This is a genomic window from Streptosporangium sp. CA-135522 (assembly GCF_050949235.1).
Lineage (GTDB): Bacteria > Actinomycetota > Actinomycetes > Streptosporangiales > Streptosporangiaceae > Streptosporangium.
In genome coordinates this window covers 3,011,661-3,038,217 of sequence record NZ_CP192026.1, presented here as the reverse complement: position 1 = coordinate 3,038,217, position 26,557 = coordinate 3,011,661, and the positions used below count along the sequence as shown (strand labels likewise).

Genomic DNA, 26,557 nt, shown 5'->3' with positions numbered 1-26,557 from the left:
AACGGACGAGACAGGCCCTCTCCGGCTGAACTCATCACGGCCCCTACTCGGATTGGTCTTCACGTCAAGGGTACGGCTACCGCACCCTGACCCGGACATGACCGGAAAGCCGGCTCCCATCCGTCCGGCCGGTGAACCGCGTATGGACAAGTGGTTGATCACAGGTATACGACTGTGCCCAGCGACTTGCGACGCATGCCACCCGGGAGAACCCGATGGACGAACAGCGCGGCCAGACAGAACAGATGCGCGTCTCCACCCGCGATCTCGGCGAGTTGCGCGAGCGGATGCGCTCCTGGCTCACCGGCCGTCTGGGCCGCCCGGTCGCGGTGTCGCGGCTGTCGCAGCCTTCGAGCAACGGCATGTCCAGCGAGACCCTGCTCTTCGACGCGTCGTGGGACGCCCCCGAGGGGCGGCGGGACATCGAGTGCGTCGCCCGGATGGCCCCGGCGAGCGAGGCGGTGCCGGTCTTCCCCAGCTACGACCTCGGCAGGCAGTTCGAGGTCATGCGGATGGTCAGGGAGCGTGCCGGGGTGCCCGCCCCGCGCGCCCTGTGGTTCGAGCCCGATGCCGGCCCGATGGGCGCACCGTTCTTCGTGATGGAGCGGCTCACCGGTGACGTGCCGCCGGACGTGATGCCCTACACCTTCGAGGGCTGGCTGCTCGACGCCCGCCGGGCCGACCAGGACAGGCTGCAGCGCCAGAGCGTGGAGATCCTGGCCAGGTTGCACGACGCGCCGTTCACCGCCGAGGAGCTCGGGACGGTGACATCTCACCGGTCCGGCGGGTCCGCGCTGCGCGAGCACGTCGACGGCCAGCGCGCCTACTACGAGTGGGCGCACGGCGCGATGCGGATCCCGGTGCTGGAACGGGCGTTCGCCTGGCTGGAGGAGCACTGGCCGGCCGACTCCGGCCCCGCCGTGCTGAGCTGGGGGGACGCGCGCATCGGGAACGTGATGTATCAGGACTTCACCCCGGTGGCCGTGCTGGACTGGGAGATGGCGGGCGTCGCCCCCCGCGAGCTGGACATCGCCTGGATGATCTTCTTACACCGGTTCTTCCAGGACGTCGCCGAGGTTTTCGGACTGCCCGGCATGCCGGATTTCATGCGGCGCGAAGACGTCTGCCGGACATATCAAGAAATCACCGGCTACAGCCCGCGTGACATGGAGTTCTATGAGATGTACGCCGCGCTGCGGCACGGCGTCATCATGGCCCGCGTCTGGCACCGGCGGATCCATTTCGGCGAGCAGCCCATGCCGGAGGACCCCGACGACCTGGTCATGCACCGGGCCTCGATCGAACGGATGCTGGACGGAAGCTACTGGGGCTGAGCCGGCCACCTCTCGGCGGCGGGTCCCATGACGGGGTGTCCACGGCAGGACCCCGGGCTCCCCGGCGAACACGGAACTCTCGCAGCCGCCCTGTCGAGAAGACGACGTGGCGAGGCGCCGTCCGGACGACCGCGGCGGGCTGAAAGATCCCCGCAGCCGCGCCTAGTCGTCCAGTCGTCCGGCGTCATGGACGATCAACGCGATCTGAACGCGGTTGTTGAGGTCCAGTTTGGTCAGCACCCGCGACACATGAGCCTTGACCGTCGCCACGCTCATGTAGAGCTCGGCGGCGATCTCCGCGTTCGACTTTCCCCGGCCGACGGCCACCGCGACCTCGCGCTCGCGCTCGCTGAGCCCGGCCAGCAGGGCCCTGGCCCGCTCCCGGCGAGCTCCCGCGCCTCCTTCGGCGATGTGCGCGATGAGCTGCCTGGTCACCGCGGGCGACAGGATCGGCTCCCCCGCCCCCACCCGGCGGATCGCGGCGACCAGCTCGCCGGGCATGGTGTCCTTCAGCAGGAACCCCGCCGCCCCCGCGCGCAACGCCCGCAGCACCTGGGCGTCGGCATGGAAGGTGGTCAGGATGACCACCTCGGGCGCCGCGGGAGCCGCGCGCAGACGCTCGGTCGCGGCCAGCCCGTCCACCCTGGGCATGCGGATGTCCATCAGCACCACGTCCGGCCGGTGCTCGGCCACCAGCGCGGGCACCTCGTCCCCGTCGGCTGCCTCGCCCACGACGACGAGGTCGCCGGCGCCGCCGAGGATCATCGACAACCCGGCGCGGACGAGCGCGTCATCGTCGACGATCAACACGCGGATCTGCGGAGCGGCGGGGGCTGAGGTCATGCCGGTCACGATAGTCATCTCCCGATCCTCCCGACCCGCCCCGATGCCCCGGAGCGCGGCGCACCCCCCGTGCGCCCGCCGGAGAGCCGGGGCGCCGCCGTCCCGGATCCCTTCGGGGCGGCGGGTCTCAGGCGGCCCACGGCAGCCACGCGCTGAGCCGGAAGCGGCCGTCGGGGCCCCGGCCGTAGTCGAGGCGGCCGCCCATCAGTTCGGCACGCTCGGTGAGCCCGATCAGGCCGGTCCCGCTGCCGGGGATGGCGTGCCCGGCGGTGACCCGGTTACGGATCTCCACGGTGAGCCCGTCGCCGGGCCCGCCGGCCACGGTGACGCCCACCGGGGCGTCGGCGGCGTGCTTGCGCGCGTTGGTCAGCCCCTCCTGGGTGATCCGGTAGGCGTTCCTGCCGAGACGGGCGGGCGCCTGCGCGGCCTCGTTCACCCGCATGTCGAGCGTCACCTCCATGCCCGCCAGCCGGGACTCCTCGACCAGCTCGGCCAGGTCCGTCAGGGTCGGCTGGGGCCGATCCGGAGTGGTGCCCTCGGAGTCGAACCGGAGCACGCCGATGACCTCGCGCAGGTCCTGGAGCGCCTGGTGGGCTCCCGCCCGGATCACCCCGGCCGCCTTGGCGACGTCGCGCGCCTCCATGTCCGGGCGGTATTCCAGTGCGCCCGCGTGCACGCTGAGCAGCGAGAGCCGGTGGGCGAGCACGTCGTGCATCTCCCTGGCGATGCGCTCACGCTCCAGGTGCCTGGCCCGTTCCACCCGCAGCTCCGCCTCGACCTCGGCCCGCTCGGCGCGATCACGCAGCGTGAACACGAGCTGGCGCCGGGCGCGCACGAACATGCCCCAGAGGATCAGCAGGACATAGACCAGTACGGAGACGAGGAACGCCATGCCGAAGGGCAGGTCGGGGTCGGGCCGCCACCACAGATAAGGCCCGAGCGTGGCCAGATGCAGCCCGCCGGTCAGGGCCACGAACGCGAACGGCCGGTGCACGGCCACGGTGAACAGCATCGCGCACACGGGGCCGGTGGCGACGCCGGACACCAGCGAGACCGGCACCAGGGCCAGGGCCAGCCCCACCGGCCAGCGGCGGCGCAGCCAGACCGCGGCGCACGCGAGCGCGCCGATCAGCTGGTCGGCGACAAGGACCGGCCGCGGCGTCGAGAAGTCGGAATCCATGGCGGTGGCCACGGCCAGCCCTATCGCCACGGCCATGAGGAAGATGAGCATGTCCGCGGCCCAGTCACGGGTCGAGCGCCGCACCCGGGACCGCTCCTCCCTGGGGCCGGGGTGCAGGACCGCGGGAAGCAGCCACCGGTATTCCGTCACGTTCCCAGACAGTACGGCCGAGCCCGCCCGTCCGGTACCGACCAAAGTCGATGCCGTCGGCTACCTTCGGCCGAAGCGGTACCGCACCGCCGTCACCAGCATTGACGCCATGAAGGGATTTCTCGAGCTGGCCGGAATGATCTGCCTCGTCCAGGCCGTGGGCGGAACGGTGAACACCCTGCTGGGCTGGTGGGGCTGGGCGCACGGGATGCTTCTGGTCAACCGCCTCGCCTTCCTCGAAGGATACGAGATCTTCACCGGCATCGTGCTGGGCGTGCTCGGGCTGGCGCTGTGCGCGGCGGCCTCCGCCGTCCACAGGGACTGACCACCGGCCGGAGCCCGCGCCCGTCGCGTCGCCGGAACCGGAACCGGAACCGGTCCGGGACCGGGGGCGCCATGTTAAATGTCGGTCGGGGCTCCTATGGTCTTGAGTCGTGGATTACGTCGTGCAGGGAACGCTGGACGAGTTGGGCACGCCACTCGACCAGATCACGTTCGTCGTGTTCGACCTGGAGACCACCGGGGTTTCGGCGGGCGAGCACGCGATCACGGAGATCGGGGCGGTGAAGGTCAGGGGCGGCGAGGTGCTGGGCGAATTCGGCACTTTGGTCGACCCGGGTTCGCCGATTCCGCCCTTCATCTCGGTGCTGACCGGCATCACCGACGCCATGGTCGTGGCGGCACCGAAGATCGAGTCGGTGCTGCCGTCGTTCCTGGAGTTCGCCGAGGGCTCCACCCTCGTGGCGCACAACGCGGGATTCGACCTGGGCTTCATCAAGGCGGCCTGTGCCGCCCACGGCTACCCCCCGCCGGCCCACCCCGTGGTCGACACCGTCGTGCTGGCGCGCAAGCTGCTGACCCGCGACGAGGCGCCGAACTGCAAGCTGTCCACGCTGGCGCGGATCTTCAGCAAGACCGAGCCCCGCCATCGCGCGCTCGCCGACGCCCAGGCCACCGTGGACGTGCTCCACGCGCTGCTGGAACGGGCGGGTTCCTTCGGGGTGCACACCCTGGAGGAGCTCAAGGGCTTCGTCCGCGCGCCCACCCCGGAGCAGCGCCGCAAACGGCATCTCGCCGACGCGGTGCCGACCGGCCCCGGCGTCTACGTGTTCGAGGACGAGCGCGGCGATCCCCTCTACGTCGGCAAGAGCACCAACCTCCGCAACCGGGTGCGCAGTTACTTCACCGCCGGCGAGACCCGCCCCCGGATCCGCGAGATGATCGGCATCGTCGAGCGGGTCCGGCCGATCGCCTGTGCGACCGCGCTGGAGGCCGAGGTGCGAGAGCTCAGGCTGATCGGTTCGGCCAAGCCGCGGTACAACCGCCGGTCACGCTTTCCGGAGAAGATGGTCTGGCTCAAGCTGACCGACGAGCCGTTCCCCCGCCTGTCGATCGTCCGCGAGGTCAAGGACGACGACGCCGGCTATCTGGGCCCGTTCACCAGCACCCGCGCCGCCGAGGACGCCCGCGCCGCGCTGCACGAGGCGATCCCGCTGCGGCAGTGCACCGAGCGGATCACCCCGCGCACCGGACGTGCCGCCTGCGCCCTCGCCGGACTCGGCAAGTGCGGAGCACCGTGCGAGGGCCGCCAGAGCGCCGAGGAGTACGGCCTGCACGTCGTGACGGCACGCCGGGCCATGGAGCTCGACGCCGCCCCGGTCTTCTCCGCCGTCCAGGCGCGGATGGAGCGCCTGGCCCTCGACCAGCGCTACGAGGAGGCCGCGGCCGACCGCGACCGGCTCGCCTCCTACATCCGCGCCGGCGCTCGGATGCAGCGGCTGCGGGCGCTGACGGCGATCCCCCAGATGGTCGCGGCCTCCCCCGTGGCGGGCGGCGCCTGGCAGATCCACGTCGTCCGGTACGGCCGGCTGGCCTCGGCAGGGGTGATGCCCAGAGGCGCCCACCCCACCCCGTTCGTGGACGCGCTGGTGGCCACCGCCGAGACAGTCGTGCCGGGGCCGGGCCCCGTCCCCGCCGCCAGCGCCGAGGAGACCGAGTGCATCCTGCGCTGGCTGGAGACCCCCGGCGTGCGCCTGGTGCAGGTCGACGGCACCTGGAGCCTGCCGATCGGGGGTGCGGGGCGCCTCAAGGCCCGCCTCGACCACGCCTACCGGTCCGCCGAACCGCACCGGTCGCGTGAGGGCCGGCCGATGCGCTGATAGCTTCGGAGCCTGCAAGCCGTACTCAACGAGGAGGAAGCTCGTGGTCACCGCGATCGTGCACATCAACGCCGAGGTGGACCGGATCCCCGAGGTAGCCCAGACGATCGCCGAGATCGACGGGGTGAGCGAGGTCTACTCCATCACCGGGGAGTACGACCTGATGGCCATGGTCCGCGTCTCCGCCTACGAGGAGATCGCCGAGGTCATCCCCGGCCGGATCAACAAGGTCGCCGGGGTGCTGCGCACCGAGACGCACATCGCCTTCCGCACCTACTCCAGGCACGACCTCGACGCCGCCTTCTCGATCGGCCTCGGCGAGTCCGACTGACGTTCACCCGGACGGGTGGGAGCCCGGACGCACCTCGCCCATCGTGGGCAGCCGGGCCCGCACCTCGAACCCTCCCTCGGGCAGGGCGCCGGCTTCGAGCGTCCCGCCGAAGAGCGTGGCGCGCTCACGCATGCCCAGCATGCCGTAACCGGTGTTCGTCGTCGTGGTGACCTGCCCGTCGTCGCGCACCAGCACGTCCAGGAAGCCCGGCCGCCAGCGCAGGGTGACGTGGGCCGTCTGCGCCCGGGCGCGCCTGAGGGTGTTGCCGAGCGCCTCCTGGACGATCCGGTAGGCCGACAGTTCGAGGGCGAGGCCGATCTCGACGGGACTGCCGTCCTCGACCACGTCCACCCGCAGCCCTCTCGTACGGACCTGAGCCAGCAGGTCGGACAGGTCGGACAGCTTGGGCTGAGGCGTCCTGGTCCCCGGGGAGTCCGCCGCCTTCAGCAGGCACAGCATGCGCTGGAGCTCGACGAGCGCCTGGCGGCCGGACTCCTCGGCCAGCCGCAGGGTCTCACGGGCCCGCACGGGATCCTTCTCCATGATCATCCGACCGGCGCCGACGCCGAGCGTCATCATGCTGATCCCGTGGGCGACCACGTCGTGCAACTCGTGGGCGATGCGGGCGCGTTCCTCGGTGACCGTGGCATGGGCCAGCGCGTCCTGCTGGTCGGCGATCCTGGCCCGCTCGCGGCGAAGCGTCGTGAGCAGGTGCCCGCGTTCGCGGGCGAGTCCCGCCACGGCCAGGAACAGGCCGATCAGCACCACGATCACCAGGGTGGGGGGTATCTGATCGGCCAGGGGGTCAACACGCCACATGAGCGCAATCTAGGGCGGCCCGCCAAAGGGCTACATCCCCTCACGGGTGGATCTATCATCCGCCCGCGAGGGGAGAGCCGAGGTCAGCGAGACTTCTGTGCCCGGCTGCTGGCGATCCAGCGGTCGAGGGTGGCCGCGGCGGCACCGGAGTCGACGGCCCGCACGGCCCGGACGTAGCCGGCGGACATGGCGGCGTCCAGGTCGTCGCCCCCGCCGTCGAGGGCGACCAGCGCGGCGGCGGCGTTGAGCAGCACCGCGTCACGAACCGGGCCGGTCTTGCCCTGGAGCAGGTCGTGCACGGCCTGGGCGTTGAACGTCACGTCCCCGCCGCGCAACGCGTCGGGCGCGGACCTGGGGATGTCCAGCACGGCGGGGTCGAAGACGGTCCGCGTGGCGGTGCCCTCGCGCACCACCCAGACCGTGGAGGTCGTGGCGGTGGTGAGCTCGTCCAGCCCGTCGTCGCCCCGGAAGACCAGCGCCGACACCCCGCGCTCGGCGAACACGCCCGCGACCACGGGGAGCATGCCCGGGTCGAAGATTCCGATCGCCTGAGCCGCGGGCCTGGCCGGGTTGGTCAGCGGGCCCAGGAAGTTGAAGACCGTCGGGATGCCGAGCTCCTTGCGCGGCGGGCCGGCGAAGCGCAACGCCGGGTGGTAGAGCGGCGCGAAGCAGAAGGCGATGCCCGCCTCCACGGCGACCTTGGCGGTGCCGGCCGGGGACAGGTCGAGCACGACCCCCAGACGCTCCAGCACGTCGGCGGCGCCGCAGGAGGAGGAGGCGGCGCGGTTGCCGTGCTTGACCACCCGCGCGCCCGCGGCGGCGGCCACGATCGCGGCCATGGTCGAGACGTTGACCGTGTGCGCGCGGTCGCCGCCGGTGCCGACGACGTCGACGACGGGGCCCTCCACCGACAACGGGGTCGCCCGCTCCAGCATGGTGCGCGCCAGCCCGGTCACCTCCGCGACCGTCTCGCCCTTCGCCCGCAGGGCCACGGCGAAACCGGCGATCTGCGCGGGCGTCGCCGAGCCGGACATGATCTCGTTCATCGCCCAGGCGGTCTCGTCCGCCGTCAGATGCTCGCCGGCGATCAGGGCCGTCAGCAGCGCGGGCCAGGTGGTGCGCGCGTCCATGGGGGTCTCCAGGATGTTCTCTACCGGGCGGTCAGGCGGGTGGAGAGGCGGCGGCGCATCAGATCGGCGACGGTGTCGGCCAGGACCACCGGGTCGATCGGCTGCGGCACGACGGCCTCGGCGCGGGACCACTCGGCCAGCCACCGGTCGTCGCGGCGGGCGATCAGCAGGCAGATCGGCGGGCAGTCGTAGACCTCGTCCTTGGCCTGGCGGGCGACGCCCATGCCACCGGCCGGCTGGGCCTCGGCGTCGAGCACGGCGACGTCGATCTCGCCCGAGTCGAGGTGCTGGACGACCTTCGCGTGGGTGGCGCACTCCACGATCTCCACGAGGGGCACGTCGGCGGCGGGGCGCCGGCCGATCGCCTGCCGCACCTTCTCGCGGGTGCTCGCGTCGTCGCTGTAGACGAGGACCCTCATCTTGTCGTCGGTGCTCACGGTCGCGCTCACTATCCCTTGTCGATGTATGGTCACCTGGGATGCTACCGGTCGCCCGGCCCGCAGACCCAGGCCGGAGGCATCGGCGAGCGAAATGACCTTTACGTCCAGTTTGAATGGACGTTTGAACCCCCTATTGGGGGGTCGTGCGGCGACCCGAGCTGGAGAGCCGCAATAATGCTGCCCGTGGCGACAGCATCCGCAATCTCAACGACGACGACAGCACACTCGTCCCGCCGACCCGATCTGGTCAGCGTCGGGACGATCGTCTGGCTGTCCTCCGAGCTCATGTTCTTCGCGGCGCTGTTCGCGATGTACTTCACCATCCGGTCGGTGAGCCTGGGCCAGCATCTTCCCTGGCCCGAGGCTGACCTGAACATCCAGTTCTCGCTGGTCAACACGATCATCCTGGTCCTGTCGAGTGTGACCTGCCAGATGGGCGTGTGGGCGGCCGAGAAGGGCCAGGTCGCCAAGCTGCGTTTCTGGTACATCGTCAGCTTCCTGATGGGCGCCGTGTTCGTCGGCGGCCAGCTGTACGAGTACAGCCAGCTCGCCCATGAAGGGCACACCCTGTCGCACTCCGCGTACGACTCGGTGTTCTTCCTGACCACGGGCTTCCACGGCCTTCACGTGACCGGTGGACTGATCGCGTTCCTGTTCATGCTGGGACGCACGTACGCCGCGAAGCGCTTCACCCGTGAGCAGGCGACCAGCGCGATCGTCGTGTCCTACTACTGGCACTTCGTCGATGTGGTCTGGATTGGCCTTTTCGTGACCATCTACGGCATTCATTAAGGAATCGGGGATCTCAGTGACCAGGATCACCGCTAGGCGGCGGCATCCCCTCGCGAGATACGCCGTCCTGCTTCTGGCCCTCGGGCTGATCGGGGGCTTCTACACCCTCGTGGCCCCGCCGAGTGAGCGGGCTGACGCGGCCATCGCGTCCGGCAGGGCCGACGACGCCGCGCAGGGCAAGAAACTCTTCGAGCAGAGCTGCGCCAGCTGCCACGGCCTCAACGCCGAGGGCACCAAGCAGGGCCCGTCACTCGTCGGCGTCGGCGCGGCGGCCGTGGACTTCCAGGTCAGCAGCGGCCGCATGCCCCTGGCCAACCCCGGCGCGCAGGCCCCGCGCAAGCCTCGGGCCCCGTGGGCCACCGACGAGGCCATCAAGCAGCTCGGGGCCTACATCGAGTCGCTCGGCGGCGGCCCGACCGTCCCGGCCGCCGAGCAGGTCGATCCCGCCAAGGGCGACAAGGCGAAGGGTGGCGAGCTGTTTCGCGCGAACTGCATCCAGTGCCACAACTTCGTCGGCTCGGGCGGCGCCCTGACCCGCGGCAAGTACGCGCCGCCGCTGCACGACGCCACCCCGACGCAGATCTACGAGGCCATGATCACTGGCCCGCAGGCGATGCCGGTGTTCAACGACAGCATCATCACCCCCGAGCAGAAGCGGGACATGATCGCCTACATCGTGGGCGTGCGTGAGGAGCCCAACCCCGGCGGCGCAGGTCTCGGCCGCATCGGCCCGGTAACCGAGGGCCTGGTGGCCTGGATCGCGGGCCTCAGCCTGCTCGCCCTGGCCGCCATCTGGATCACCGCGAAGAAGCGACAGGCCCACTAATGACTGACAACAACCACGACATCGAGCAGCCCGAAGGGCGCGTGCCCAAGCGCGTCATCGGCACGCCCTCACCCGCCGCAGGCACCTCCCTGCTCGGAGCCGAGGAGCAGCACGCCGCGGACGCCGCCGTCCCCGGCGTGATCCCGCAGAACGAGGCGACGGCGAAGAAGGGCGAGCGGATCGCCGCCCTGTGCTTCACCCTCGCCCTGCTGGCGGGCATCGCCTTCATCGTCGCCTACGTGGCGTTCCAGGTCGGCGACGTCGAGAAGACGCAGGTCTCCACCCTGACCCTGGGCGGCGCGCTCACGGTGGCGCTGCTCGCGCTGGCCGCGGGCATCGTGGTCTGGGTCCGCATGATCATGCCGAAGTACAACCTGGTCCAGGAGCGCCACCCGATGGCCTCCGACAGCCCGACCAGGGAGTACGTCGCCGAGACCTTCACGCAGGGCGTGGCCGAGAGCGGCATCACCAAGCGGCCGCTGCTGCGCCGCACGCTGCTGATGGCCGCGGCCCCGCTGGGCCTGGCCCCGCTGGTCCTGCTGCGGGACCTCGGCCCGTCCTACACCGACTTCCCGAGCAAGCTGCGCCACACCGTCTGGGGCGAGAAGACCAAGGACGGCAAGCCCCGCAAGCTCGTCGTCGAGGGAACCGGCGCGCCGATCCGCGCGGCGGACTTCAACTCCCCCGGCGGCATCCTGTCGGTGGTGCCCGAGGGATACGAGCACGACCTGAACGCGCTGGCCAAGGCCACGCTGATCCTGATCAAATTCCGCCCGGAAGAGATCAAGTCCGGAACGAACCTGAACTGGACGCACGACGGCATCGTCGCGTACTCCAAGATCTGCACGCACGTCGGCTGCCCGGCGGCGCTGTACGAGCAGAGCACGCACCACATCCTTTGCCCCTGCCACCAGTCCACCTTCGACGCCGCCAACGGCGCCAAGGTCATCTTCGGTCCGGCCGCCCGGCCTCTGCCCCAGCTGCCCATCTCCGTGGACGACGAGGGATACCTCGTCGCCACGGCAGACTTCGCCGTCCCACCCGGTCCCAGCTTCTGGGAGCGCGGCGACGCTGAGGCCGAGGTTCGTAAGAACGGAGGCCACGCATGAGCAGCGGAACCGTTCCGAAGCCCATAGCGAGCACGAGCAGCTTCATCGACGACCGCATCGGCGCAGGAAACTTCCTCAAGCGCAACCTGCGGAAAGTCTTCCCCGACCACTGGTCGTTCCTGCTGGGCGAGATCGCGCTGTACTCGTTCATCGTCCTGCTGCTGACCGGCACGTTCCTGACCTTCTTCTTCAAGCCCACCATGGGTCACGTCGTCTACGAGGGCTCCTACGAGCCGCTCAAGGGCGTCATGATGTCCGAGGCGTACGCCTCGTCGCTGCACATCAGCTTCGACGTGCGCGGTGGTCTGCTGATGCGGCAGATGCACCACTGGGCCGCCCTGCTGTTCGTCGCCGGCATGATGGTGCACGCGCTCCGAGTGTTCTTCACCGGTGCGTACCGCAAGCCGCGTGAGCTCAACTGGCTGATCGGCGTCGGCCTGCTGACGCTGGCCCTGGCCGAGGGTCTGACCGGTTACTCCCTGCCCGACGACCTGCTCTCCGGCGCCGGCCTGCGGATCACCGAGGGTGTGGCGATCTCGCTGCCGCTGGTCGGCACCTGGATCACCTTCTTCCTCTTCGGCGGCGAATACCCCGGCGAGGACGTCATCTCCCGGTTCTACTCGCTTCACATCCTGCTCATCCCGGGCATCCTGCTGTCGCTGATCACCGCTCACATGATCCTGATGTGGGTGCAGAAGCACACGCAGATGCCGGGCAAGGGCCGCACGAACAACAACGTGGTGGGCGCTCCGTTCTATCCGGCCTTCATGGCCAAGGCCGGCGCCTACTTCATGTTCACGTTCGGCACCATCGCGCTGCTGGGCACCTTCGCCCAGATCAACCCGATCTGGCTGTTCGGTCCCTACACCCCGGCCGACATCTCGGCCGGTTCGCAGCCCGACTTCTACATGGGATTCCTGGAGGGCGCGCTCCGCCTGATGCCGTCCTGGGAGATCAACTTCCTGGGCTTCACGCTGCCGATGAGCGTGCTGATCCCGGCGCTGGTCCCGATGGGCATCATCATGACGGGCCTGGCCCTGTACCCGTTCATCGAGCAGTGGGTGACCGGGGACCGCAGCGAGCACCACGTCGCCGACCGTCCCCGCAACAACCCGCACCGCACCTCGATCGGCATCTCCGCGGTCACGTTCTACGGCGTCCTGTGGCTGCTGGGCGCCAACGACGAGCTCGCCTCGTTCTTCCACGTCTCGCTGAACATGACGACCTACGTCGGCCGGGTGCTGATCTTCGTCGGCCCCTTGGTGGCCTACATCATCACCTACCGGATCTGCCTGGGCCTGCAGCGCAGCGACGCCGCGGTCATCGGGCACGGCGTGGAGTCGGGCGTCATCAAGCGCCTGCCCACGGGCGAGTACATCGAGGTCCACGTCCCGCCGAACGAGGCCATCGAGGCCCACATGCGCGGCAAGACGGCGGTCCCGGTGATCGACGACACCCACGTCGACGGCGACGGCATCCCGCCCAAGGGGATGCGCGGCCCGCTCGGCAGGCTCCGCGCCAAGATGAGCCAGGCCTACGGCGGCGAGAAGATCGCGCTCGACGGTGACCACGGTCACGAGGAGCACGCGGCCGTCGGCTCGGGCGAGAGCGAGAGCGACAAGTCCCTCACCCACTGATCCGCCACGCAAGGCAGGGCCCGGACACCTCGGTGTCCGGGCCCTGCCGCTTTCCCGAGCCTTCCCGAGCTGTTTTCCCGAGCCTTCCCGGGCCTTTCCGAGTCGCTTTCCGGGGCCACCACCGACGTTCCCCGGACGTCTGCGGCGCTCACCGGGCCTGACGCTCACCGGAACCCACCCGACGCCGCCCGCGGGACGGGGTGAGCACCGCGGAGCCCTACAGGCCGCTGAGCGCCACGCCGTGCGTCCTGGCGGCCCCTTTCCGGGAAGCCCCGTGTCCGGGCGCCGTGGTGGATCTGAGGCGCGGTCAGAGGGGGTCGGTGGAGAAGTGCTTGACGCTGCTCCACTTGAGCCACTGCTTCCAGTTCTCCTGCCAGTGGCCCCAGCCGTTGGTGGGCTCCAGCACACGGGGCGAGCCCGTGATGATGATCGGATCACCGATCAGGGTGTTGTTGATGAACCAGCTGGCGTTCTCGGGGCTGACGTTGACGCATCCGTGGCTGACGTTGGCGTAACCCTGCGAGCCCACCGACCACGGAGCGCTGTGGACGTATTCGCCGCTGTTGGAGATCCGGACGGTGTTGTAGACGGTCATCTGGTAATAGCCCGCCTGGCCGGGTCCGATGCCGGGTGAGGTCATGATGGTGACGGGCTCGCGGGACATGGCCAGGTGTACGCCGCTGGTCGTGTAGTACTTCCAGACGCCGCCCTGACCCGCGCTCATGGGCATCTCGCGGACCGTCTTGCCGTCCCGCCTGACCGTCAGGTGATGGGAGCCGGTGCTGCCCCGGGTGATCTGGGAACGGCCGATCTTGAAGTCGATGCTCTGGTTGCGCTTGCCGTACAGGCCGTCGCCGCCGCGCACGCCCGCCAGGTGGGCCTCCACCCGGACCTTGGTATGGGCCGGCCAGAACTCCCTGGGGCGAAAGTGCACCGTCTTGTCGTCGAACCAGTGCCAGGCCCCGAAGACCGGCTTGGAGGCACGGACCAGCAGGTTCCGCTCGACCGCGACGCGATCGGTGATGGGCTGGTCGAAAGTGATCATGACCGGCATGCCGACGCCGACGGTGAGACCCGTCGTGTCCCTGCTCGGACTGAACGTCGCGATGGTGAAGGACTTGTCGGCCTTGACGGTGGAGAAGGAGGTGGTGGTCTCGGTGACCTTGCCGCCAGGATTCACCGCGGTCGCGCTGACCTGGTAGGAGGCCCCCGGCGTCGCCGTGCCGCGGCTGCGCCACTGGGTGCCGTCGGCGCTCAGCACGCCCGGCAGGGAGCCTTCGCGCCCCTTCACCGTGACCTTCTTCAGGACGCCGCCCCGGACCGCCACGAGAACGGTCGTGTCGGTCGGCACCCGGCCGGCCTTGTCGGCGGGCAGCACGGTGACGGCGGCGTCGGCGTAGCCCATCGGACTCGCCGTGGCCGGCGCGCCGGCACCACTGCCGGCCGAACAGGAGGTCACCAGAACCACGGCCAGCAATCCGGCCCCCGGGCTCGAACGACGAATCGCCTGCCTCACATCAACTCCCCTGTCCCGGACTCATCTACTGATTCTGTTATTACCCGGAGTAAGCGGAGCACCACGTAAGACATCACTCCTAACCTGCCAACAAACGCCAAAAAGCGGGCCACGGAAATTTTCCGTGACCCGCTCTCCGGCGGAGATCCGCCGGGAATCAGTGCGAGAAGTGACCCCGGTAGTACTCGAAGACGAATCCGATCATGCTCATGATGACCGCGAAGACGCCGATGATGAACAGCCACCAGCCGATGACCAGGCCGACCGCGGTGAGCGAGACGGCCAGGCAGACGAACAGCGGCCACCAGCTGTGCGGGCTGAAGAAGCCGAGTTCCCCGGCACCCTCGCTGATCTCACCCTGCTTGTTGTCCTCAGGCTGCTCGCCGATGCGGCGAGCGGTGTACATCAGGTAGTAGCCGATCATGAAGGCGAAGCCGACCGAGATGGCCATCGCCGTCGTGCCGACCGGCTCCCTGGACCAGAACCAGTAGACGACGTCCACCGCGGCGAAGAAGATGCCGCAGAGGATGAACAACCAACCCTGAACCCTCATCGGTTCTCCTCCAGCTCGTCCACCTCACGCTGGACGGACGAGACGTACGGGTGCTTGAGGTCGAACGCCGGGCGCTCGGACCGGATACGCGGCAGCGAGGTGAAGTTGTGCCGGGGCGGCGGGCAGGAGGTCGCCCACTCCAGCGAGTTGCCGAAGCCCCACGGGTCGTCCACGGTGACCTTCGGCGCGGTCTTGTGGGTCTTCCACACGTTGTAGAGGAACGGCAGCGTGGAGGCGCCGAGCAGGAAGGCGCCGACCGAGGAGACCATGTTCAGGTCGGTGAAGCCGTCGATCGGGCTGTAGTCGGCGTAGCGGCGCGGGAAGCCCTGCGCGCCCAGCCAGTGCTGGACCAGGAAGGTGGTGTGGAAGCCGACGAACAGCGTCCAGAAGTGCACCTTGCCCAGGGTGTCGTTCAGCATCTTGCCGGTGAACTTGGGCCACCAGAAGTAGAAGCCCGCGAACATCGCGAACACCACCGTGCCGAAGACCACGTAGTGGAAGTGGGCCACGACGAAGTAGGAGTCCGAGACCTGGAAGTCCAGCGGCGGCGAGGCCAGGATGACGCCGGTCAGGCCGCCGAACAGGAAGGTGACCAGGAAACCGATCGAGAACAGCATGGGCGATTCGAAGGACAGATGCCCTCGCCACATCGTGCCGATCCAGTTGAAGAACTTCACACCGGTCGGGACCGCGATGAGGAACGTCATGAACGAGAAGAACGGCAGCAACACCTGGCCGGTCGGGAACATGTGGTGCGCCCACACGGTGATCGACAGGCCGGCGATGGCGATGGTCGCGCCGACGAGGCTGATGTAGCCGAACAGCGGCTTGCGGCTGAAGACCGGCAGGATCTCGGTCACGATGCCGAAGAACGGCAGCGCGATGATGTAGACCTCGGGGTGGCCGAAGAACCAGAACAGGTGCTGCCACAGCATCGCACCGCCGGTGGCCGGGTCGAAGATGCGGGCGCCGAGCTTGCGGTCGGCCTCCAGCGCCAGCAGCGCGGCGGCCAGCACCGGGAAGGCCATCAGCACCAGGATCGAGGTCAGCAGCACGTTCCAGGTGAACATCGGCATCCGGAACATGGTCATGCCGGGGGCGCGCATGCAGACGATCGTGGTGATGAAGTTGACCGAGCCGAGGATCGTGCCCAGACCGCTGATGGTCAGGCCGACGATCCACAGGTCGCCGCCGACACCGGGCGAGCTGATCGCGTTCGACAGCGGGGTGTAGGCGAACCAGCCGAAGCTGGCCGCGCCGCCCGGGGTAAGGAAACCCGACAGGGCGATGGTGCTGCCGAAGGTGAACAGCCAGTAGCTGACCATGTTCAGGCGGGGGAACGCCACGTCGGGCGCGCCGATCTGCAGCGGCATGAGCTCGTTGGCGAAGCCGGCGAACAGCGGCGTCGCGAACATGAGCAGCATGACCGTGCCGTGCATGGTGAACAGCTGGTTGAACTGCTCGTTGCTGGTGATCTGCAGACCGGGCTGCGCCAGCTCCGCTCGCATGATCAGCGCCATGACGCCGCCGATCAGGAAGAAGACGAACGAAGTGATCAGGTAGAGGTGTCCGATGATCTTGTGATCGGTGGAGGACGTCCACTTCGCGATGATCGAACCCTTGCGGGTCGGCACCGGGGTGAGGACGAGGGGTTCGTTAAGTGCGGTCACTGGGCACCCGCCTGGCTAGCGATGTACTGGTCGAACTCGGCCTGCGAGACGAGCTTCACGTTGAAGAGCATCCGGCTGTGGTCGGCGCCGCAGAGCTCGGCGCAGCGGCCGGCGTAGACGGCGGGCTTGTTCAGCGTGTCGACCTCGAACTTGTTGGCCACCCCGGGGATGACGTCACGCTTGAAGTGGAAGGCCGGCACCCAGAAGGAGTGGATGACGTCCGGCGAGACGAGGTCGAACTCGACCTTCTGGTCGACCGGAAGCACCAGCTGCGGCCCCTTGGTGTAGTCGTCGGCGGGCCTGCCCACGACCTCGACCTTCTTGCCGTTGTAGTCCGTCGTGAAGCGCCAGCTCCACTGGAACCCCTCGACCTTGACCTTCACGGCGGCGTGGCCGGACACCGCGTTCACGTAGTTCTGGTCGCGCGCCGTGAAGAAGAAGAACACGCCGACCATGATGATCGGCACCACCGTGTAGAGGATCTCGATGGGGAGGTTGTAGCGCACCTGGGGCGGCAGCTCATCCTTCGAGTGCTTCTTCTTGCGGTGGAAGGCAACGGACCACAGGATCAGGCCCCACACGACCACACCGGTGGCGAGAGCGGCGATCCAGGATCCGTTCCACAGATTCTGGACCGTATCGGCCTGCTTGGTGATGCCGCCGGGCAAGCCGCCACGGGACCAGTCTTCGGCACTACACGCCGTCGCGGACACCAACAGCAGCGCCAGAGCGGCAGCGCGTGGCACCCGGCGGCGGGCCAACGGACGCCGTGCAGAACGGCGGGTCGGACTCACGGATCGCCTACCCCACAGATGAAGCCCAGGAGTCACTCCTGGGCGGTCGTTTATTCGTGCTCACAACATGTAATTCACAGCTTTACGCTGGGGGACACACTAGCGCGGACTACCCCCGCCCCCCCGCGCAGCCCCCGATTGCGCCGCACATGGTGCGACGATTGGGACGTGGCGTACTTCGACGCGGCCTCCACCGAGCCGCTGCACCCTCAGGCACGTGAAGCCCTGATCGCGGCGCTCGACGTCGGCTGGGCCGATCCCGCAAGGCTGTACGGTTCCGCCCGCCGGGCAAGGATGTTACTGGAACAGGCGCGGACCGAGGTCGCCGAGGCGCTCGGCGCCCGGCCCGACGAGGTCTCCTTCACCTCCTCCGGAACCCAGGCCGTGCACCTGGGCGTGCTCGGCGCCCTGCACGGACGGCGCCGCGCCGGGCGCCGGCTGGTCACCTCGGCGGTGGAGCACTCCAGCGTGCTGCACGCCGCCGGGGTCCACGAACGCGACGGCGGCTCCGTCGAGACGATCGGCGTCGGCCGCACCGGCACGGTGGACCTGGCGGCGTTCGGGGAGGCGGTCCTCGCGGAGGGTACGGCCCTGGCCTGCCTGCAGAGCGCCAACCACGAGGTCGGCACCGTCCAGCCGGTCGCCGAGGCGGCCGCCCTGTGCGCCGAGGCCGGCGTCCCTCTGCTGGTGGACGCGGCGCAGAGCGCGGGCCGGATGCCGCTGCCGGGCGGCTGGTCGGTGCTGACGGCGAGCGCGCACAAGTGGGGCGGCCCGGCGGGGGTCGGCGTGCTGGTGATCCGCAAGGGCACCCGGTGGCGCACCCCGCTGCCGGAGGACGACCGGGAGCATCGCCGGGTCCCCGGCCTCGAGAACGTGCCGGCCATCGTCGCGGCGGCCGCCGCGCTGCGGGCCATGGTGGCCGAGTCGGCGCAGGAGTCGGCGCGGCTGTCGGCGCTCGTGGATCGGATCAGGACCGAGGTGCCCCGGCTCGTCCCGGACGTCGAGGTGATCGGCGACTCTGTCACGCGAGCCCCGCACATCGTCACCTTTTCGTGTCTTTACGTAGAGGGTGAGACGTTGCTGACAGAATTAGACAAGGCGGGATTCGCCATATCGTCCGGCAGTTCCTGCACGGCGAGTACGCTTCGTCCATCACATGTTTTGGAAGCCATGGGCGTGCTTACGCATGGGAACGTCCGGGTATCGCTGCCCCAGGGCGCGTCCGCGACGGACGTCGACCGCTTCCTCGCCGTCCTGCCGGACATCGTGAGGCGGATCCGCGAGGACGCGGGCGTGAGGCTGTGAGCAACATTCGGGGAGTGAAGGTTTCATGACGTCCAGGCAGGCCGCCGCGGAGGGATCCACCCAGCCTCCGGCACTGACCATCGACGCGCTGGGCAAGAAGTGCCCCATCCCCATCATCATGCTCGCCGAGCAGATCAACCACGTCCCGCGCAACGCGATCGTCTCGGTGCTCGCCGACGATCCCGCGGCCTTCACCGACATCCCGGCCTGGTGCCGGCTGAAGTCCCACCATCACGTGGCCAGCTACGAGCTTCCCGGCGGCGGCTGGGCCATCCACGTGCGACGTAACTACTGATTTGCCGGGAAAAGGGTAAGACCTCCCGAAAGTCCGCACACGTTTCGGGGGGACACATGAGCGGAGAGACCGCCAAAGACCTGATGAGCTCGGGAGCCCGCTGCATCGAGGCGCACGAGACGCTCGACCGGGCCGCGCAGCTGATGCGGGAGCTGGGGGTCGGCGCGCTGCCCATCTGCGGGAGCGATGACCGGCTCAAGGGAATCATCACCGACCGCGACATCGTGGTGAAGTGCGTGGCCGAGGGCAAGGACCCGTCGAAGGTCACCGCCGGGGACATGGCCACCGGCCTGATCTGGGTGCCCGCGGACGCCACCGTCGGAGATGTCCTGGCCAAGATGGAGCAGCACCAGATCAAGCGGCTTCCGGTGATCGAGAACAGCCGCATCGTCGGGATGATCAGTGAGGCCGACCTGGCCAAGCGCCTGCCGGACGATCAGCTCGCCGACTTCGTCCACCGCGTCTACGCGAAGAGCTGAGCTCCCGGCGCGCCGTACGGAGGGAGGACCGCGGCGTACGGCCGCGCGGCCCGCGAGAGCGGGCACGGCGTACGGCGGCGCGGCCCATGATTCGACGGCGCGACCCATGAGATTCGGCGGCGCGGCCCATGAGAGGAATACGGCGTACGGCGCGCGGCCCACGAGAGGGGGGCACGACGGGCCCGGTGGATGGCGAACAGCCTCCGTCGGGCCCGCCGCAGGAGAAACTCAGGCGTAATGGCACTTCACGAAGCGAGCCACCTCGTCGGCGGCCTCGGCGCCGTAGGCGCCGGCGAAACGCTCAAGGAAGACCTTCTGGCCGAGTTCGTACTCCTGGCCTCCGACTCGCTCCAGGACGTGGGTGGCGGTGAGGTTGCCGACCTGGCCGCAGCGCTCCAGGGGCAGCCCCCAGGCCAGGGCGGCCAGGAAACCGGAGCGGAAGGCGTCGCCGACGCCGGTGGGGTCGGCCTTGCCGAGCTCGGGGGCCGGGGGGACGTGCAGGGACGGCTCGCCCTTGCGGTCGATCACGACGCCCTTGGGGCCCAGCGTGGTGACGCGGACGGCGACCCGGTCGAGGATCTCCTCGTCGGACCAGCCGGTCTTCTGCTCGATCAGCCCCTTTTCGTAGTCGTTGCCGAACAGGTAGGCGGCGCCGTCGACCAGCTGGCGGATCTGCTCGCTGGGCATGCGCGCGAGCTGCTGGGACGGGTCGGCCGCGAACGGGATGCCCCGCTGCCGGGCCTCATCGGTGTGCCGGAGCATCGCGTCGGGGTCATTGGGGCTGACCAGCACCAGGTCCAGTCCGCCGAGCCGGTCGGCGACCGGGCCGAGCTCGATCAGCCGGGCCTCGGCCATCGCACCGGTGTAGAACGACGCGATCTGGTTGTGATCTTCGTCGGTGGTGCACAGGAACCGGGCGGTGTGGTGCAGCTCGGAGACGTACACCGACTCACAGTCGACGCCGTGCCGTTCCAGCCAGGAGCGGTAGTCGGCGAAGTCGGCGCCGACGGCGCCGACCAGGATGGGGCGCAGCCCCAGACAGCCCATGCCGAAGGCGATGTTCGCCGCGCAGCCGCCACGGCGGATCTGCAGGTCGTCGACGAGGAACGACAGTGACACCCGGTCGAGCTGGTCGGCGATGAGCTGATCACCGAATCGTCCGGGGAAGGTCATCAGATGGTCGGTCGCGATAGAGCCGGTGACGGCGATGCGCACGGGATCCTTCTCCTCGTTGTCAGCATCTCTGAAAGGCGGGCGGTGAAACCCAGCAAGAATACGCGACCCCACAGGAACGCGAAGGCCCCGCGAGGTGACAGATATCACTTCGCGGGGCCTTCGTACGCCGTCCTACCGCCTGGCCGACTCCTCAGGCGAGTCGCCCTCGCCGGCTAGTTGAACGAGTCGCCACAGGCACACGAGCCCGTGGCGTTCGGGTTGTCGATCGTGAAGCCCTGCTTCTCGATCGTGTCGACGAAGTCGACCGTGGCGCCCACGAGGTACGGAGCGCTCATCCGGTCGGTGACCACGCTGACGCCGTTGAAGTCCGTGACGACGTCGCCGTCCATCGAACGATCGTCGAAGAAGAGCTGGTAGCGAAGGCCGGAGCAGCCACCGGGCTGCACGGCCACGCGCAGCTGGAGGCCTTCCTCGCCCTGCTGCTCCAGCAGGCTCTTGACCTTGGCGGCGGCGGCGTCACTGAGGATCAGGCCCTGCGCCGTGGTCTCGCTGCTCTCAACCGACATGTGGTGACTCCCGCGTCTGCGTCAACCGTCCGATCGGAACGGCTGTCTGTTTATGACGTCCTTCTAAGACGCTACCAACACCCGCTGGCAGCTACACATTCCTCAGTCCGGAACTACCCCCTCACCCCGGAATAAAGCCCCCCATGTCGTGTGTCATCATTAGTCGTCAGTTCGACGATAAGGGGGTGTGGTCGTGACGACCACCGAGACCGGGCTTCCGCTTTTCGTCCTCGGCAGGGGGACCGATCCGCACAGCGAACGTGGCGTCGACTGCCCCGGCGAGTTGCCGTCCGCCTCCGACCCTGCGCTCGTGGAGCGCGCCAGGCGGGCCAAGGCCGCGCTCGGCGACCGGGTCTTCGTGCTAGGGCACCACTACCAGCGCGACGAGGTCATCCAGTTCGCCGACGTGACCGGCGACTCCTTCAAACTCGCCAAGGACGCGGCGGCCCGGCCGGGCGCCGAGTACATCGTCTTCTGCGGCGTGCACTTCATGGCCGAGTCGGCCGACATCCTCACCGGCGATTCGCAGAAGGTCGTGCTGCCCGACCTCGCGGCCGGGTGCTCGATGGCCGACATGGCGACGTTCGACCAGGTCGAGGAGTGCTGGGAGGCCCTGGAGGACGCCGGGATCGCGAACGTCACGGTTCCGGTCACCTACATGAACTCCAGCGCCGACATCAAGGCGTTCTGCGGGCGCAACGGCGGTGTCGTGTGCACCTCCTCCAACGCCAGGCGGGCCCTCGACTGGGCGTTCTCCCGCGGCGAGAAGGTGCTCTTCCTGCCCGACCAGCACCTGGGACGCAACACCGCGGTGCTGGAGATGGGCCTGTCACTGGACGACTGCGTGGTCTACAACCCGCACCGGCCGAACGGCGGGCTGACCGCCGAGCAGCTCGAGAACGCCAAGATGATCCTGTGGAAGGGCCACTGCTCGGTGCACGGCCGTTTCACCGCCGAGTGCGTGGACGACGTCCGCGCGCGCATCCCCGGCGTCAACGTGCTGGTGCACCCCGAGTGCCGGCACGAGGTGGTCACCAAGGCCGACCACGTCGGCTCGACCGAATACATCATCAAGAAGCTCGAAGCGGCTCCGGCGGGGTCCTCCTGGGCGGTGGGCACCGAACTGAACCTGGTCAAGCGGCTCGGGCAGATGTTCCCGGACAAGAACGTGACGTTCTTGGACCGGACCGTCTGCTACTGCTCGACGATGAACCGGATCGACCTGCCGCACCTGGTGTGGGCACTGGAGTCGCTCGCGGCCGGCCAGGTCGTCAACCAGATCACCGTGGACGAGGACACCGCCCACTGGGCCAAGGTCGCCCTGGACCGGATGCTGGCGCTGCCGTGATCTGATCCGTCCCGACGCGGGCCCCGGCGGATCGCGACCGCCGGGGCCCGTCTCGCGGGCGGCCGGCTAGACCAGCTCGTAGACCACCCGGACGTGGACCGAGACGGCCTGCTGACCGGGACTGACGAAGGCCTTGTCGGCCAGCGCGCCACCGCCGAACGTGGCCGGCGGCGGTGTGAGGTCCTCCTCGCTGATCGACAGGACGCGGCCCAGCTCGCGGCCGGCGAGCTTGGCGTACTGCCCGGCACGGATGCCGGCGTCCTTGAACGCCGCGTCACGGGCGGCCCTGAGCGCCTTGCGGGTGTTGGATATCTCGAAGGAGACGCCGTTCAGCCGGACGTCCTCCCCGACCCCGGCCACGGCGTCGACCACTCTGTCGGCGGCCTCGATGTCGCGCACCACGGCCTCGACGCCCTGCGCCGCGCGATATCCGGAGACATGGGGATAGTTGTCGTACTCGGGGCCGAGGGACAGCTCGTCGGTGCGCATGTCCTTGGCCTGGATCCCGGCATCGAGCAGCGCCTTGGTCAGCTTGGCCGCGGCTTCACGGGCGTCGGCGAAGGCCTCGCCCGCGCTCGCGCGGCGCACCTCCACGCCGGCGTTCAGGCGCATGACGTCGGGGGTGGCGGACAGGCTGCCCTGTCCCCCGACCGTGATCCGTGACTGCGTGTCGTCCACTGTCACCTTCGTGAGGTCGGATTCGGAGCCGGAGTCGGCGAACGCGACCCCGCCGAACATGCCCATCGTGACGAGCGCGGCGACGGCCGCGGTGCGAGACATCTTGATCATAAGCTCATGGCACCACGGGCCGGGCATGCCGCCGGGGAGCCGCCGGTGTGCCCTGTCGTGTCTTGAACCTCAGATCACCGCACGCTCCCGCCACCAGCCGAGCAGCCCGCCGTCGCCCTCGACCGCGTAGTCGTCGGCGCTGCGGCGTCCCCACACGACCTGCAGCAGGTCCGCCGCGGTGGCGGTGCGGACGGTCACGGTCCCCGGCCGGAGCGAACGCGTGTGATGGAAGCGGTCGGGGTCGACGGTGACCACCCATCCGGTGCCGGCGTCGGTCTGGAAGGAGATCGTCTCGCCCGCGCCCCTCAGCTCGGCCACGCCCGGGTTCCAGTGCGCGTACGGCAGGATGTCGAGAAACTCCTCGATCCCGTCGGCGGCCACGTCCTCGTCGATCGAGACCGGAACGCCCAGCGCGAGCTCGGCGTCCACCCGGTGCACCACGGTCTCGTGGAGCTGCCGGCGCGACCAGAACCGCACGTGCCGGTCGGCGCCCCAGGACCACATCGGCGCGTCCGGGGCCCGCGACAGCAGTGCCTGCGACAGGATGGCCGCCCCCTCCGCGAGCCAGCCGGCGTAGCCGCCGACGTCCGCGGGCAGCCCCGCCTCCGTCTTGCCGCGGTCGTAGCGCTGTTCGGCCAGGTCCCGCACCATCGCGGCGGCCCACCGGTGCACGCGACCGGTGTGGGCGGTGAGCTTGGCCAGGTCCCAGCCGGGGCAGGTGCGCACCGGAGTGGACATGTCCGCGTCCCGCAGGGTCTGCGCCATCCGGGCGACCTCCCTGCCGGCGGCCTCGGCGTGCTCGGCGTGGGTCCAGTCCCTCAACTCAGTCCTCCCGGGTGAAGCGCATGAACTGCTTGTCATACTCCTTGGCGTTCGTGCTGGTGGCCAGCACCCGTTTCACCTGCCCCCGAAAATCGATCACTACCGCCTCGTAGCCGCTTCCCCTGCGCCGCCAGCCGGCGATGTGCCGATCGTCATACCAGCCGATGAGCCGCTTGGTCGCGAACGGAATCCTGACCTGGGCCTCGGCGTCGGCGACCGTGGACCAGACGCAGATCTCCTTCTGGGTCCCCTTGCAGTACGTCATGAGCAACGCGCCTGACGGGGAGACGTCGTCGCCCTCCACCGTGATCGGGGTGCCGACATCGAGCAGCGTCTGCAGCACGGTGCCCTGCAGGTCGTAGAAGCGGATGCGCTGGGTCTTGCCGGTCAGCGCCCAGGTGCCGACCGCCCGGCCGTCGCCCCGCCAGAAGTAGCTCCAGGTGCCGGCGTCCTTCTCCTTCACCCGCACCACCCTCGCCTTCTTCCTGGCGATGTCGATGACCGCGTAGCCGTATTCCTTGCTGGTGTCACCGACGGCCTCGTACAGCGTCACCAGGCCCTGCCTGCCGTCCGGAGACCACTGCGGGAGGGTCGGATAGACCGGCGCCTTGGTGATCTTGATCTTGTTCGTCGCGCCCGACCGCCGGTCGACGACGGAGACGACGGCGTAGTCGCTCTTGTCGTAGACCTTGTCGGTGGCCAGCGCGCGGGTGCCGGAGGCGTTCACCGTGTACTGGAAGTACGCGTCGTTCTTGGTGAACTCGTCGGTTCCGGACTTGCGGACGTAGAGCTTCTTGTCCCAGTCGAGGCTGTAGGAGCTCAGTTTGATCGGGTCGTCGCCGCTCTCATGGAGTGTGATCGAGCTGCCGGGAAGCTTGATCGTCCTTCCCTCGGGCGGGACGGAGGTCGTCGGGCCGGGCGTGGCCGCGAGATCGCCGGGCGAGGCGGACGGGAACGACGGAGATGACGAGGAGGTGGTCGCCCGCGAGGACACCACCGGGTCCGGCTCGCCGCCGCGCAGCGCCAGCGTGATCCCCGTGGCCGCGACGAGCGTGGCCGCGAGTCCCCCGCCGACCGCGATCCAGACCCCGCGCCCGCGTCCGGCGGGACCGTCCGACGAGTACGGCGAGGCGCCCCGGGACGGGTGGGTCACCGGATCGCCGGCAGGGCCGCCGTAGGAGTGCGGACGCACCGGCCCCGCCGGCCCGGGAGCCTGCCCGGGACGGGGGCCGGGAGCCTGCCCGGGAGGGGGAAAGGCGCCCGGCCCGGGATGGCCCGGGCCGTGGTGCGGGTGGCCGTTCGGTCCGGACCGGGGAAAGGGACCGGGGAACGGCGGCCCTGCCTGGGCGTAGCCCGGCCCGGGCCGCGGGTGGTCACCGGGACCGGACCGGGGGTGACCGCCCGGCCCGAGCCGGGGGTGACCGCCCGGTCCGGACCGCGGGCGGTCGCCGGGGCCGGCCTGCCGGGGCTGCGGATGGCCATCCGGCCCCGTCTGCCCCGGGTGGCCGCCCGGCCCGGGCCCGAGACGCGGGGGCTGCGGATGGCCGCCGTGTCCCGGACCCGGGCCGGGGCCCGTCTGTTGCGCGGCGGCGGCCGAGCCCTCGGCGAGGATGCCCCGGGGCGCGGTGGGGGCGGGCACGCCCGGCGTGCCGCCGGCGTGGCCGAGCAGTCGCAGCAGCGCCTCCCCCGCGGCGGGCCGCAGGCCGGGGTCCTTGGACAGGCACTGCCCGACCAGCTCGCGCAGCGCCGGATCGGCGATCGCCCGCAGGTCGGGCTCCATGTTCATGATCCGGTTGAAGACCGCGGGCAGGCTGTCGGTGCCGAACGGCGGCTGCCCGGTGGCCGCGAAGACCATCGTGCACCCCCAGGCGAACATGTCGGCCGGCGAGCCGGCGCTCTCCCCCGCGAGCTGCTCGGGGGTCATGTAGGAGGGAGTGCCGATGGCCATCGCGGTCAGCGTGGAGGTCCGGTCGAGCGCCCTGGCGATGCCGAAGTCGATCACTCGGGGGCCGTCGGAGGCGAGCAGCACGTTGGACGGCTTGAAGTCGCGGTGCACGATCCCGGCCTGGTGGATCGCCACCAGCGCGGTCACCGTGCCGATCGCCAGGCGGTGCAGGGCCGAACCCTCGCGCGGCCCCTCGGCCGCGACGACCGTGTCCAGCGTCGGGCCGTCGATGTACTCGCTGACGATGTAGGGCCGGTGCTCGTCGACGCCGGTGTCGATCACCGCCGCGGTGCAGAACGGCGCGACCCGCCGGGCGGTGCTGACCTCGCGGACGAAACGCTCCATCGCCTCCTCGTCCTGGGCGAGGTCGGCGCGCAGCAGTTTGACCGCGACGCGGGTGCCGGCGGGTGACACGCCCAGGAACACCGTCCCCTGGCCGCCTTCGCCGAGCCGTCCGGTGATCCGGTACTCCCGCACCCGCTCGGGGTCCCCGGGCCGCAAGGACGCGAGGTCCGGCATGGCCACACCCTCCCTTTAAGGACTTTTTAC

General features: G+C 69.6%; 26 protein-coding genes. 12 read left to right on the top strand and 14 right to left on the bottom strand.

Annotated elements, in window-relative coordinates:
* Nucleotides 1-215 precede the first annotated feature (215 nt).
* Nucleotides 216-1,334, top strand: coding sequence for a phosphotransferase family protein (locus ACQPYK_RS14390; RefSeq protein WP_433255255.1), 1,119 nt, complete (start codon nucleotides 216-218; stop codon nucleotides 1,332-1,334).
* A gap of 162 nt (nucleotides 1,335-1,496) precedes the next feature.
* Here ACQPYK_RS14390 and ACQPYK_RS14385 read toward each other — a convergent pair whose 3' ends face one another.
* Both ACQPYK_RS14385 and ACQPYK_RS14380 read right to left on the bottom strand, forming a co-directional pair.
* Complete coding sequence (locus ACQPYK_RS14385) at nucleotides 1,497-2,195, bottom strand: response regulator (RefSeq protein ID WP_433255252.1); 699 nt, start codon at nucleotides 2,193-2,195, stop codon at nucleotides 1,497-1,499.
* 109 nt (nucleotides 2,196-2,304) lie between these two features.
* A complete protein-coding gene (locus tag ACQPYK_RS14380) occupies nucleotides 2,305-3,507 on the bottom strand; it encodes a sensor histidine kinase (RefSeq protein WP_433255250.1) in 1,203 nt (400 codons plus the stop codon).
* A gap of 109 nt (nucleotides 3,508-3,616) precedes the next feature.
* On the opposite strand from ACQPYK_RS14380, the gene ACQPYK_RS14375 reads away from it, so the two are divergent.
* From ACQPYK_RS14375 to ACQPYK_RS14365, 3 genes are all read left to right on the top strand, one after another.
* Nucleotides 3,617-3,832, top strand: coding sequence for a hypothetical protein (locus ACQPYK_RS14375; RefSeq protein WP_433255247.1), 216 nt, complete (start codon nucleotides 3,617-3,619; stop codon nucleotides 3,830-3,832).
* A 109-nt stretch (nucleotides 3,833-3,941) separates the two neighbouring features.
* The gene (locus tag ACQPYK_RS14370) at nucleotides 3,942-5,666 is read left to right on the top strand and encodes a DEDD exonuclease domain-containing protein (protein WP_433255244.1); all 1,725 of its coding nucleotides are present in this window, start codon (nucleotides 3,942-3,944) and stop codon (nucleotides 5,664-5,666) included.
* Nucleotides 5,667-5,709: 43 nt separating this feature from the next.
* Nucleotides 5,710-5,997, top strand: a complete 288-nt coding sequence (locus ACQPYK_RS14365; protein WP_433255241.1) for an Lrp/AsnC family transcriptional regulator — start codon at nucleotides 5,710-5,712, stop codon at nucleotides 5,995-5,997.
* Nucleotides 5,998-6,000: 3 nt separating this feature from the next.
* On the opposite strand, the gene ACQPYK_RS14360 is transcribed toward ACQPYK_RS14365, so the two are convergent.
* The 3 genes from ACQPYK_RS14360 to ACQPYK_RS14350 form a co-directional block, all read right to left on the bottom strand.
* Nucleotides 6,001-6,816 (bottom strand): sensor histidine kinase, encoded by an 816-nt coding sequence (locus ACQPYK_RS14360; protein WP_433255238.1) that lies wholly within the window; start codon nucleotides 6,814-6,816, stop codon nucleotides 6,001-6,003.
* A gap of 83 nt (nucleotides 6,817-6,899) precedes the next feature.
* Entirely contained in the window at nucleotides 6,900-7,946 is a 1,047-nt protein-coding gene (trpD, locus tag ACQPYK_RS14355) for an anthranilate phosphoribosyltransferase (protein ID WP_433255236.1), read from the bottom strand.
* 20 nt (nucleotides 7,947-7,966) lie between these two features.
* On the bottom strand, nucleotides 7,967-8,365 hold the full coding sequence (locus tag ACQPYK_RS14350) for a hypothetical protein (protein ID WP_433258792.1): 399 nt from the start codon (nucleotides 8,363-8,365) through the stop codon (nucleotides 7,967-7,969).
* A 195-nt stretch (nucleotides 8,366-8,560) separates the two neighbouring features.
* On the opposite strand from ACQPYK_RS14350, the gene ctaE reads away from it, so the two are divergent.
* From ctaE to qcrB, 4 genes are read left to right on the top strand one after another with little or no spacing between them, the layout of a single operon-like run.
* Nucleotides 8,561-9,178, top strand: coding sequence for an aa3-type cytochrome oxidase subunit III (ctaE, locus tag ACQPYK_RS14345; protein WP_433255234.1), 618 nt, complete (start codon nucleotides 8,561-8,563; stop codon nucleotides 9,176-9,178).
* Between the two features lie 16 nt (nucleotides 9,179-9,194).
* Complete coding sequence (gene qcrC, locus ACQPYK_RS14340) at nucleotides 9,195-10,004, top strand: cytochrome bc1 complex diheme cytochrome c subunit (RefSeq protein ID WP_433255232.1); 810 nt, start codon at nucleotides 9,195-9,197, stop codon at nucleotides 10,002-10,004.
* Entirely contained in the window at nucleotides 10,004-11,113 is a 1,110-nt protein-coding gene (qcrA, locus tag ACQPYK_RS14335) for a cytochrome bc1 complex Rieske iron-sulfur subunit (protein WP_433255229.1), read from the top strand. The genes qcrC and qcrA overlap by 1 nt, the downstream gene beginning before the upstream one ends.
* Complete coding sequence (gene qcrB / locus ACQPYK_RS14330) at nucleotides 11,110-12,750, top strand: cytochrome bc1 complex cytochrome b subunit (protein ID WP_433255227.1); 1,641 nt, start codon at nucleotides 11,110-11,112, stop codon at nucleotides 12,748-12,750. Before qcrA ends, qcrB begins: the two co-directional genes overlap by 4 nt.
* 307 nt (nucleotides 12,751-13,057) lie before the next feature.
* Here the strand turns inward: qcrB and ACQPYK_RS14325 are convergent, their stop codons facing one another.
* From ACQPYK_RS14325 to ctaC, 4 genes are all read right to left on the bottom strand, one after another.
* The gene (locus ACQPYK_RS14325; RefSeq protein ID WP_433255224.1) at nucleotides 13,058-14,266 is read right to left on the bottom strand and encodes a L,D-transpeptidase; all 1,209 of its coding nucleotides are present in this window, start codon (nucleotides 14,264-14,266) and stop codon (nucleotides 13,058-13,060) included.
* A 157-nt stretch (nucleotides 14,267-14,423) separates the two neighbouring features.
* Nucleotides 14,424-14,819 (bottom strand): cytochrome c oxidase subunit 4, encoded by a 396-nt coding sequence (locus tag ACQPYK_RS14320; RefSeq protein WP_433255222.1) that lies wholly within the window; start codon nucleotides 14,817-14,819, stop codon nucleotides 14,424-14,426.
* A complete protein-coding gene (gene ctaD / locus ACQPYK_RS14315; RefSeq protein ID WP_433255219.1) occupies nucleotides 14,816-16,489 on the bottom strand; it encodes an aa3-type cytochrome oxidase subunit I in 1,674 nt (557 codons plus the stop codon). The genes ACQPYK_RS14320 and ctaD overlap by 4 nt, the downstream gene beginning before the upstream one ends.
* Nucleotides 16,486-17,235, bottom strand: a complete 750-nt coding sequence (gene ctaC, locus ACQPYK_RS14310; protein ID WP_433255216.1) for an aa3-type cytochrome oxidase subunit II — start codon at nucleotides 17,233-17,235, stop codon at nucleotides 16,486-16,488. Before ctaC ends, ctaD begins: the two co-directional genes overlap by 4 nt.
* Before the next feature lie 216 nt (nucleotides 17,236-17,451).
* On the opposite strand from ctaC, the gene ACQPYK_RS14305 reads away from it, so the two are divergent.
* Genes ACQPYK_RS14305 through ACQPYK_RS14295 form a run of 3 tightly spaced genes read left to right on the top strand, consistent with a single transcriptional unit; the run spans nucleotide 17,452 to nucleotide 19,362 of the window.
* Nucleotides 17,452-18,588: a cysteine desulfurase family protein gene (locus ACQPYK_RS14305; protein ID WP_433255213.1), complete on the top strand. Its 1,137-nt coding sequence runs from the start codon at nucleotides 17,452-17,454 to the stop codon at nucleotides 18,586-18,588.
* 25 nt (nucleotides 18,589-18,613) lie between these two features.
* A complete protein-coding gene (locus ACQPYK_RS14300) occupies nucleotides 18,614-18,883 on the top strand; it encodes a sulfurtransferase TusA family protein (RefSeq protein ID WP_433255210.1) in 270 nt (89 codons plus the stop codon).
* A gap of 56 nt (nucleotides 18,884-18,939) precedes the next feature.
* Complete coding sequence (locus ACQPYK_RS14295; RefSeq protein WP_433255208.1) at nucleotides 18,940-19,362, top strand: CBS domain-containing protein; 423 nt, start codon at nucleotides 18,940-18,942, stop codon at nucleotides 19,360-19,362.
* 228 nt (nucleotides 19,363-19,590) lie between these two features.
* Here ACQPYK_RS14295 and ACQPYK_RS14290 read toward each other — a convergent pair whose 3' ends face one another.
* Nucleotides 19,591-20,577: a carbohydrate kinase family protein gene (locus ACQPYK_RS14290; RefSeq protein WP_433255205.1), complete on the bottom strand. Its 987-nt coding sequence runs from the start codon at nucleotides 20,575-20,577 to the stop codon at nucleotides 19,591-19,593.
* 173 nt (nucleotides 20,578-20,750) lie between these two features.
* A complete protein-coding gene (gene erpA, locus ACQPYK_RS14285) occupies nucleotides 20,751-21,104 on the bottom strand; it encodes an iron-sulfur cluster insertion protein ErpA (protein ID WP_068894270.1) in 354 nt (117 codons plus the stop codon).
* Nucleotides 21,105-21,297: 193 nt separating this feature from the next.
* Between erpA and nadA the strand changes: the two genes are divergently transcribed.
* On the top strand, nucleotides 21,298-22,452 hold the full coding sequence (gene nadA, locus ACQPYK_RS14280) for a quinolinate synthase NadA (RefSeq protein WP_433255202.1): 1,155 nt from the start codon (nucleotides 21,298-21,300) through the stop codon (nucleotides 22,450-22,452).
* Nucleotides 22,453-22,518: 66 nt separating this feature from the next.
* Here nadA and ACQPYK_RS14275 read toward each other — a convergent pair whose 3' ends face one another.
* The 3 genes from ACQPYK_RS14275 to ACQPYK_RS14265 all read right to left on the bottom strand — a co-directional run bounded on the left by ACQPYK_RS14275 (nucleotide 22,519) and on the right by ACQPYK_RS14265 (nucleotide 26,527).
* A complete protein-coding gene (locus tag ACQPYK_RS14275; protein WP_433255200.1) occupies nucleotides 22,519-23,241 on the bottom strand; it encodes an SIMPL domain-containing protein in 723 nt (240 codons plus the stop codon).
* 69 nt (nucleotides 23,242-23,310) lie between these two features.
* The gene (locus ACQPYK_RS14270) at nucleotides 23,311-24,063 is read right to left on the bottom strand and encodes a maleylpyruvate isomerase family mycothiol-dependent enzyme (RefSeq protein ID WP_433255197.1); all 753 of its coding nucleotides are present in this window, start codon (nucleotides 24,061-24,063) and stop codon (nucleotides 23,311-23,313) included.
* A gap of 1 nt (nucleotide 24,064) precedes the next feature.
* A complete protein-coding gene (locus ACQPYK_RS14265) occupies nucleotides 24,065-26,527 on the bottom strand; it encodes a serine/threonine protein kinase (protein WP_433255195.1) in 2,463 nt (820 codons plus the stop codon).
* Nucleotides 26,528-26,557: the final 30 nt, after the last annotated feature.

Excerpts from the sequence above, each read along its gene's own strand:
- trpD (WP_433255236.1), bottom strand. The coding sequence starts at position 7,946 with ATGGACGCGCGCACCACCTGGCCCGCGCTGCTGACGGCCCTGATCGCC.
- ACQPYK_RS14350 (WP_433258792.1), bottom strand. The coding sequence starts at position 8,365 with ATGAGGGTCCTCGTCTACAGCGACGACGCGAGCACCCGCGAGAAGGTG.
- ACQPYK_RS14385 (WP_433255252.1), bottom strand. The coding sequence starts at position 2,195 with ATGACTATCGTGACCGGCATGACCTCAGCCCCCGCCGCTCCGCAGATC.
- ACQPYK_RS14300 (WP_433255210.1), top strand. The coding sequence starts at position 18,614 with ATGACGTCCAGGCAGGCCGCCGCGGAGGGATCCACCCAGCCTCCGGCA.
- ACQPYK_RS14320 (WP_433255222.1), bottom strand. The coding sequence starts at position 14,819 with ATGAGGGTTCAGGGTTGGTTGTTCATCCTCTGCGGCATCTTCTTCGCC.
- ACQPYK_RS14375 (WP_433255247.1), top strand. The coding sequence starts at position 3,617 with ATGAAGGGATTTCTCGAGCTGGCCGGAATGATCTGCCTCGTCCAGGCC.
- qcrA (WP_433255229.1), top strand. The coding sequence starts at position 10,004 with ATGACTGACAACAACCACGACATCGAGCAGCCCGAAGGGCGCGTGCCC.
- ACQPYK_RS14360 (WP_433255238.1), bottom strand. The coding sequence starts at position 6,816 with ATGTGGCGTGTTGACCCCCTGGCCGATCAGATACCCCCCACCCTGGTG.
- ACQPYK_RS14295 (WP_433255208.1), top strand. The coding sequence starts at position 18,940 with ATGAGCGGAGAGACCGCCAAAGACCTGATGAGCTCGGGAGCCCGCTGC.
- qcrB (WP_433255227.1), top strand. The coding sequence starts at position 11,110 with ATGAGCAGCGGAACCGTTCCGAAGCCCATAGCGAGCACGAGCAGCTTC.
- erpA (WP_068894270.1), bottom strand. The coding sequence starts at position 21,104 with ATGTCGGTTGAGAGCAGCGAGACCACGGCGCAGGGCCTGATCCTCAGT.
- ctaE (WP_433255234.1), top strand. The coding sequence starts at position 8,561 with ATGCTGCCCGTGGCGACAGCATCCGCAATCTCAACGACGACGACAGCA.
- ACQPYK_RS14390 (WP_433255255.1), top strand. The coding sequence starts at position 216 with ATGGACGAACAGCGCGGCCAGACAGAACAGATGCGCGTCTCCACCCGC.
- ACQPYK_RS14265 (WP_433255195.1), bottom strand. The coding sequence starts at position 26,527 with ATGCCGGACCTCGCGTCCTTGCGGCCCGGGGACCCCGAGCGGGTGCGG.
- ACQPYK_RS14275 (WP_433255200.1), bottom strand. The coding sequence starts at position 23,241 with ATGATCAAGATGTCTCGCACCGCGGCCGTCGCCGCGCTCGTCACGATG.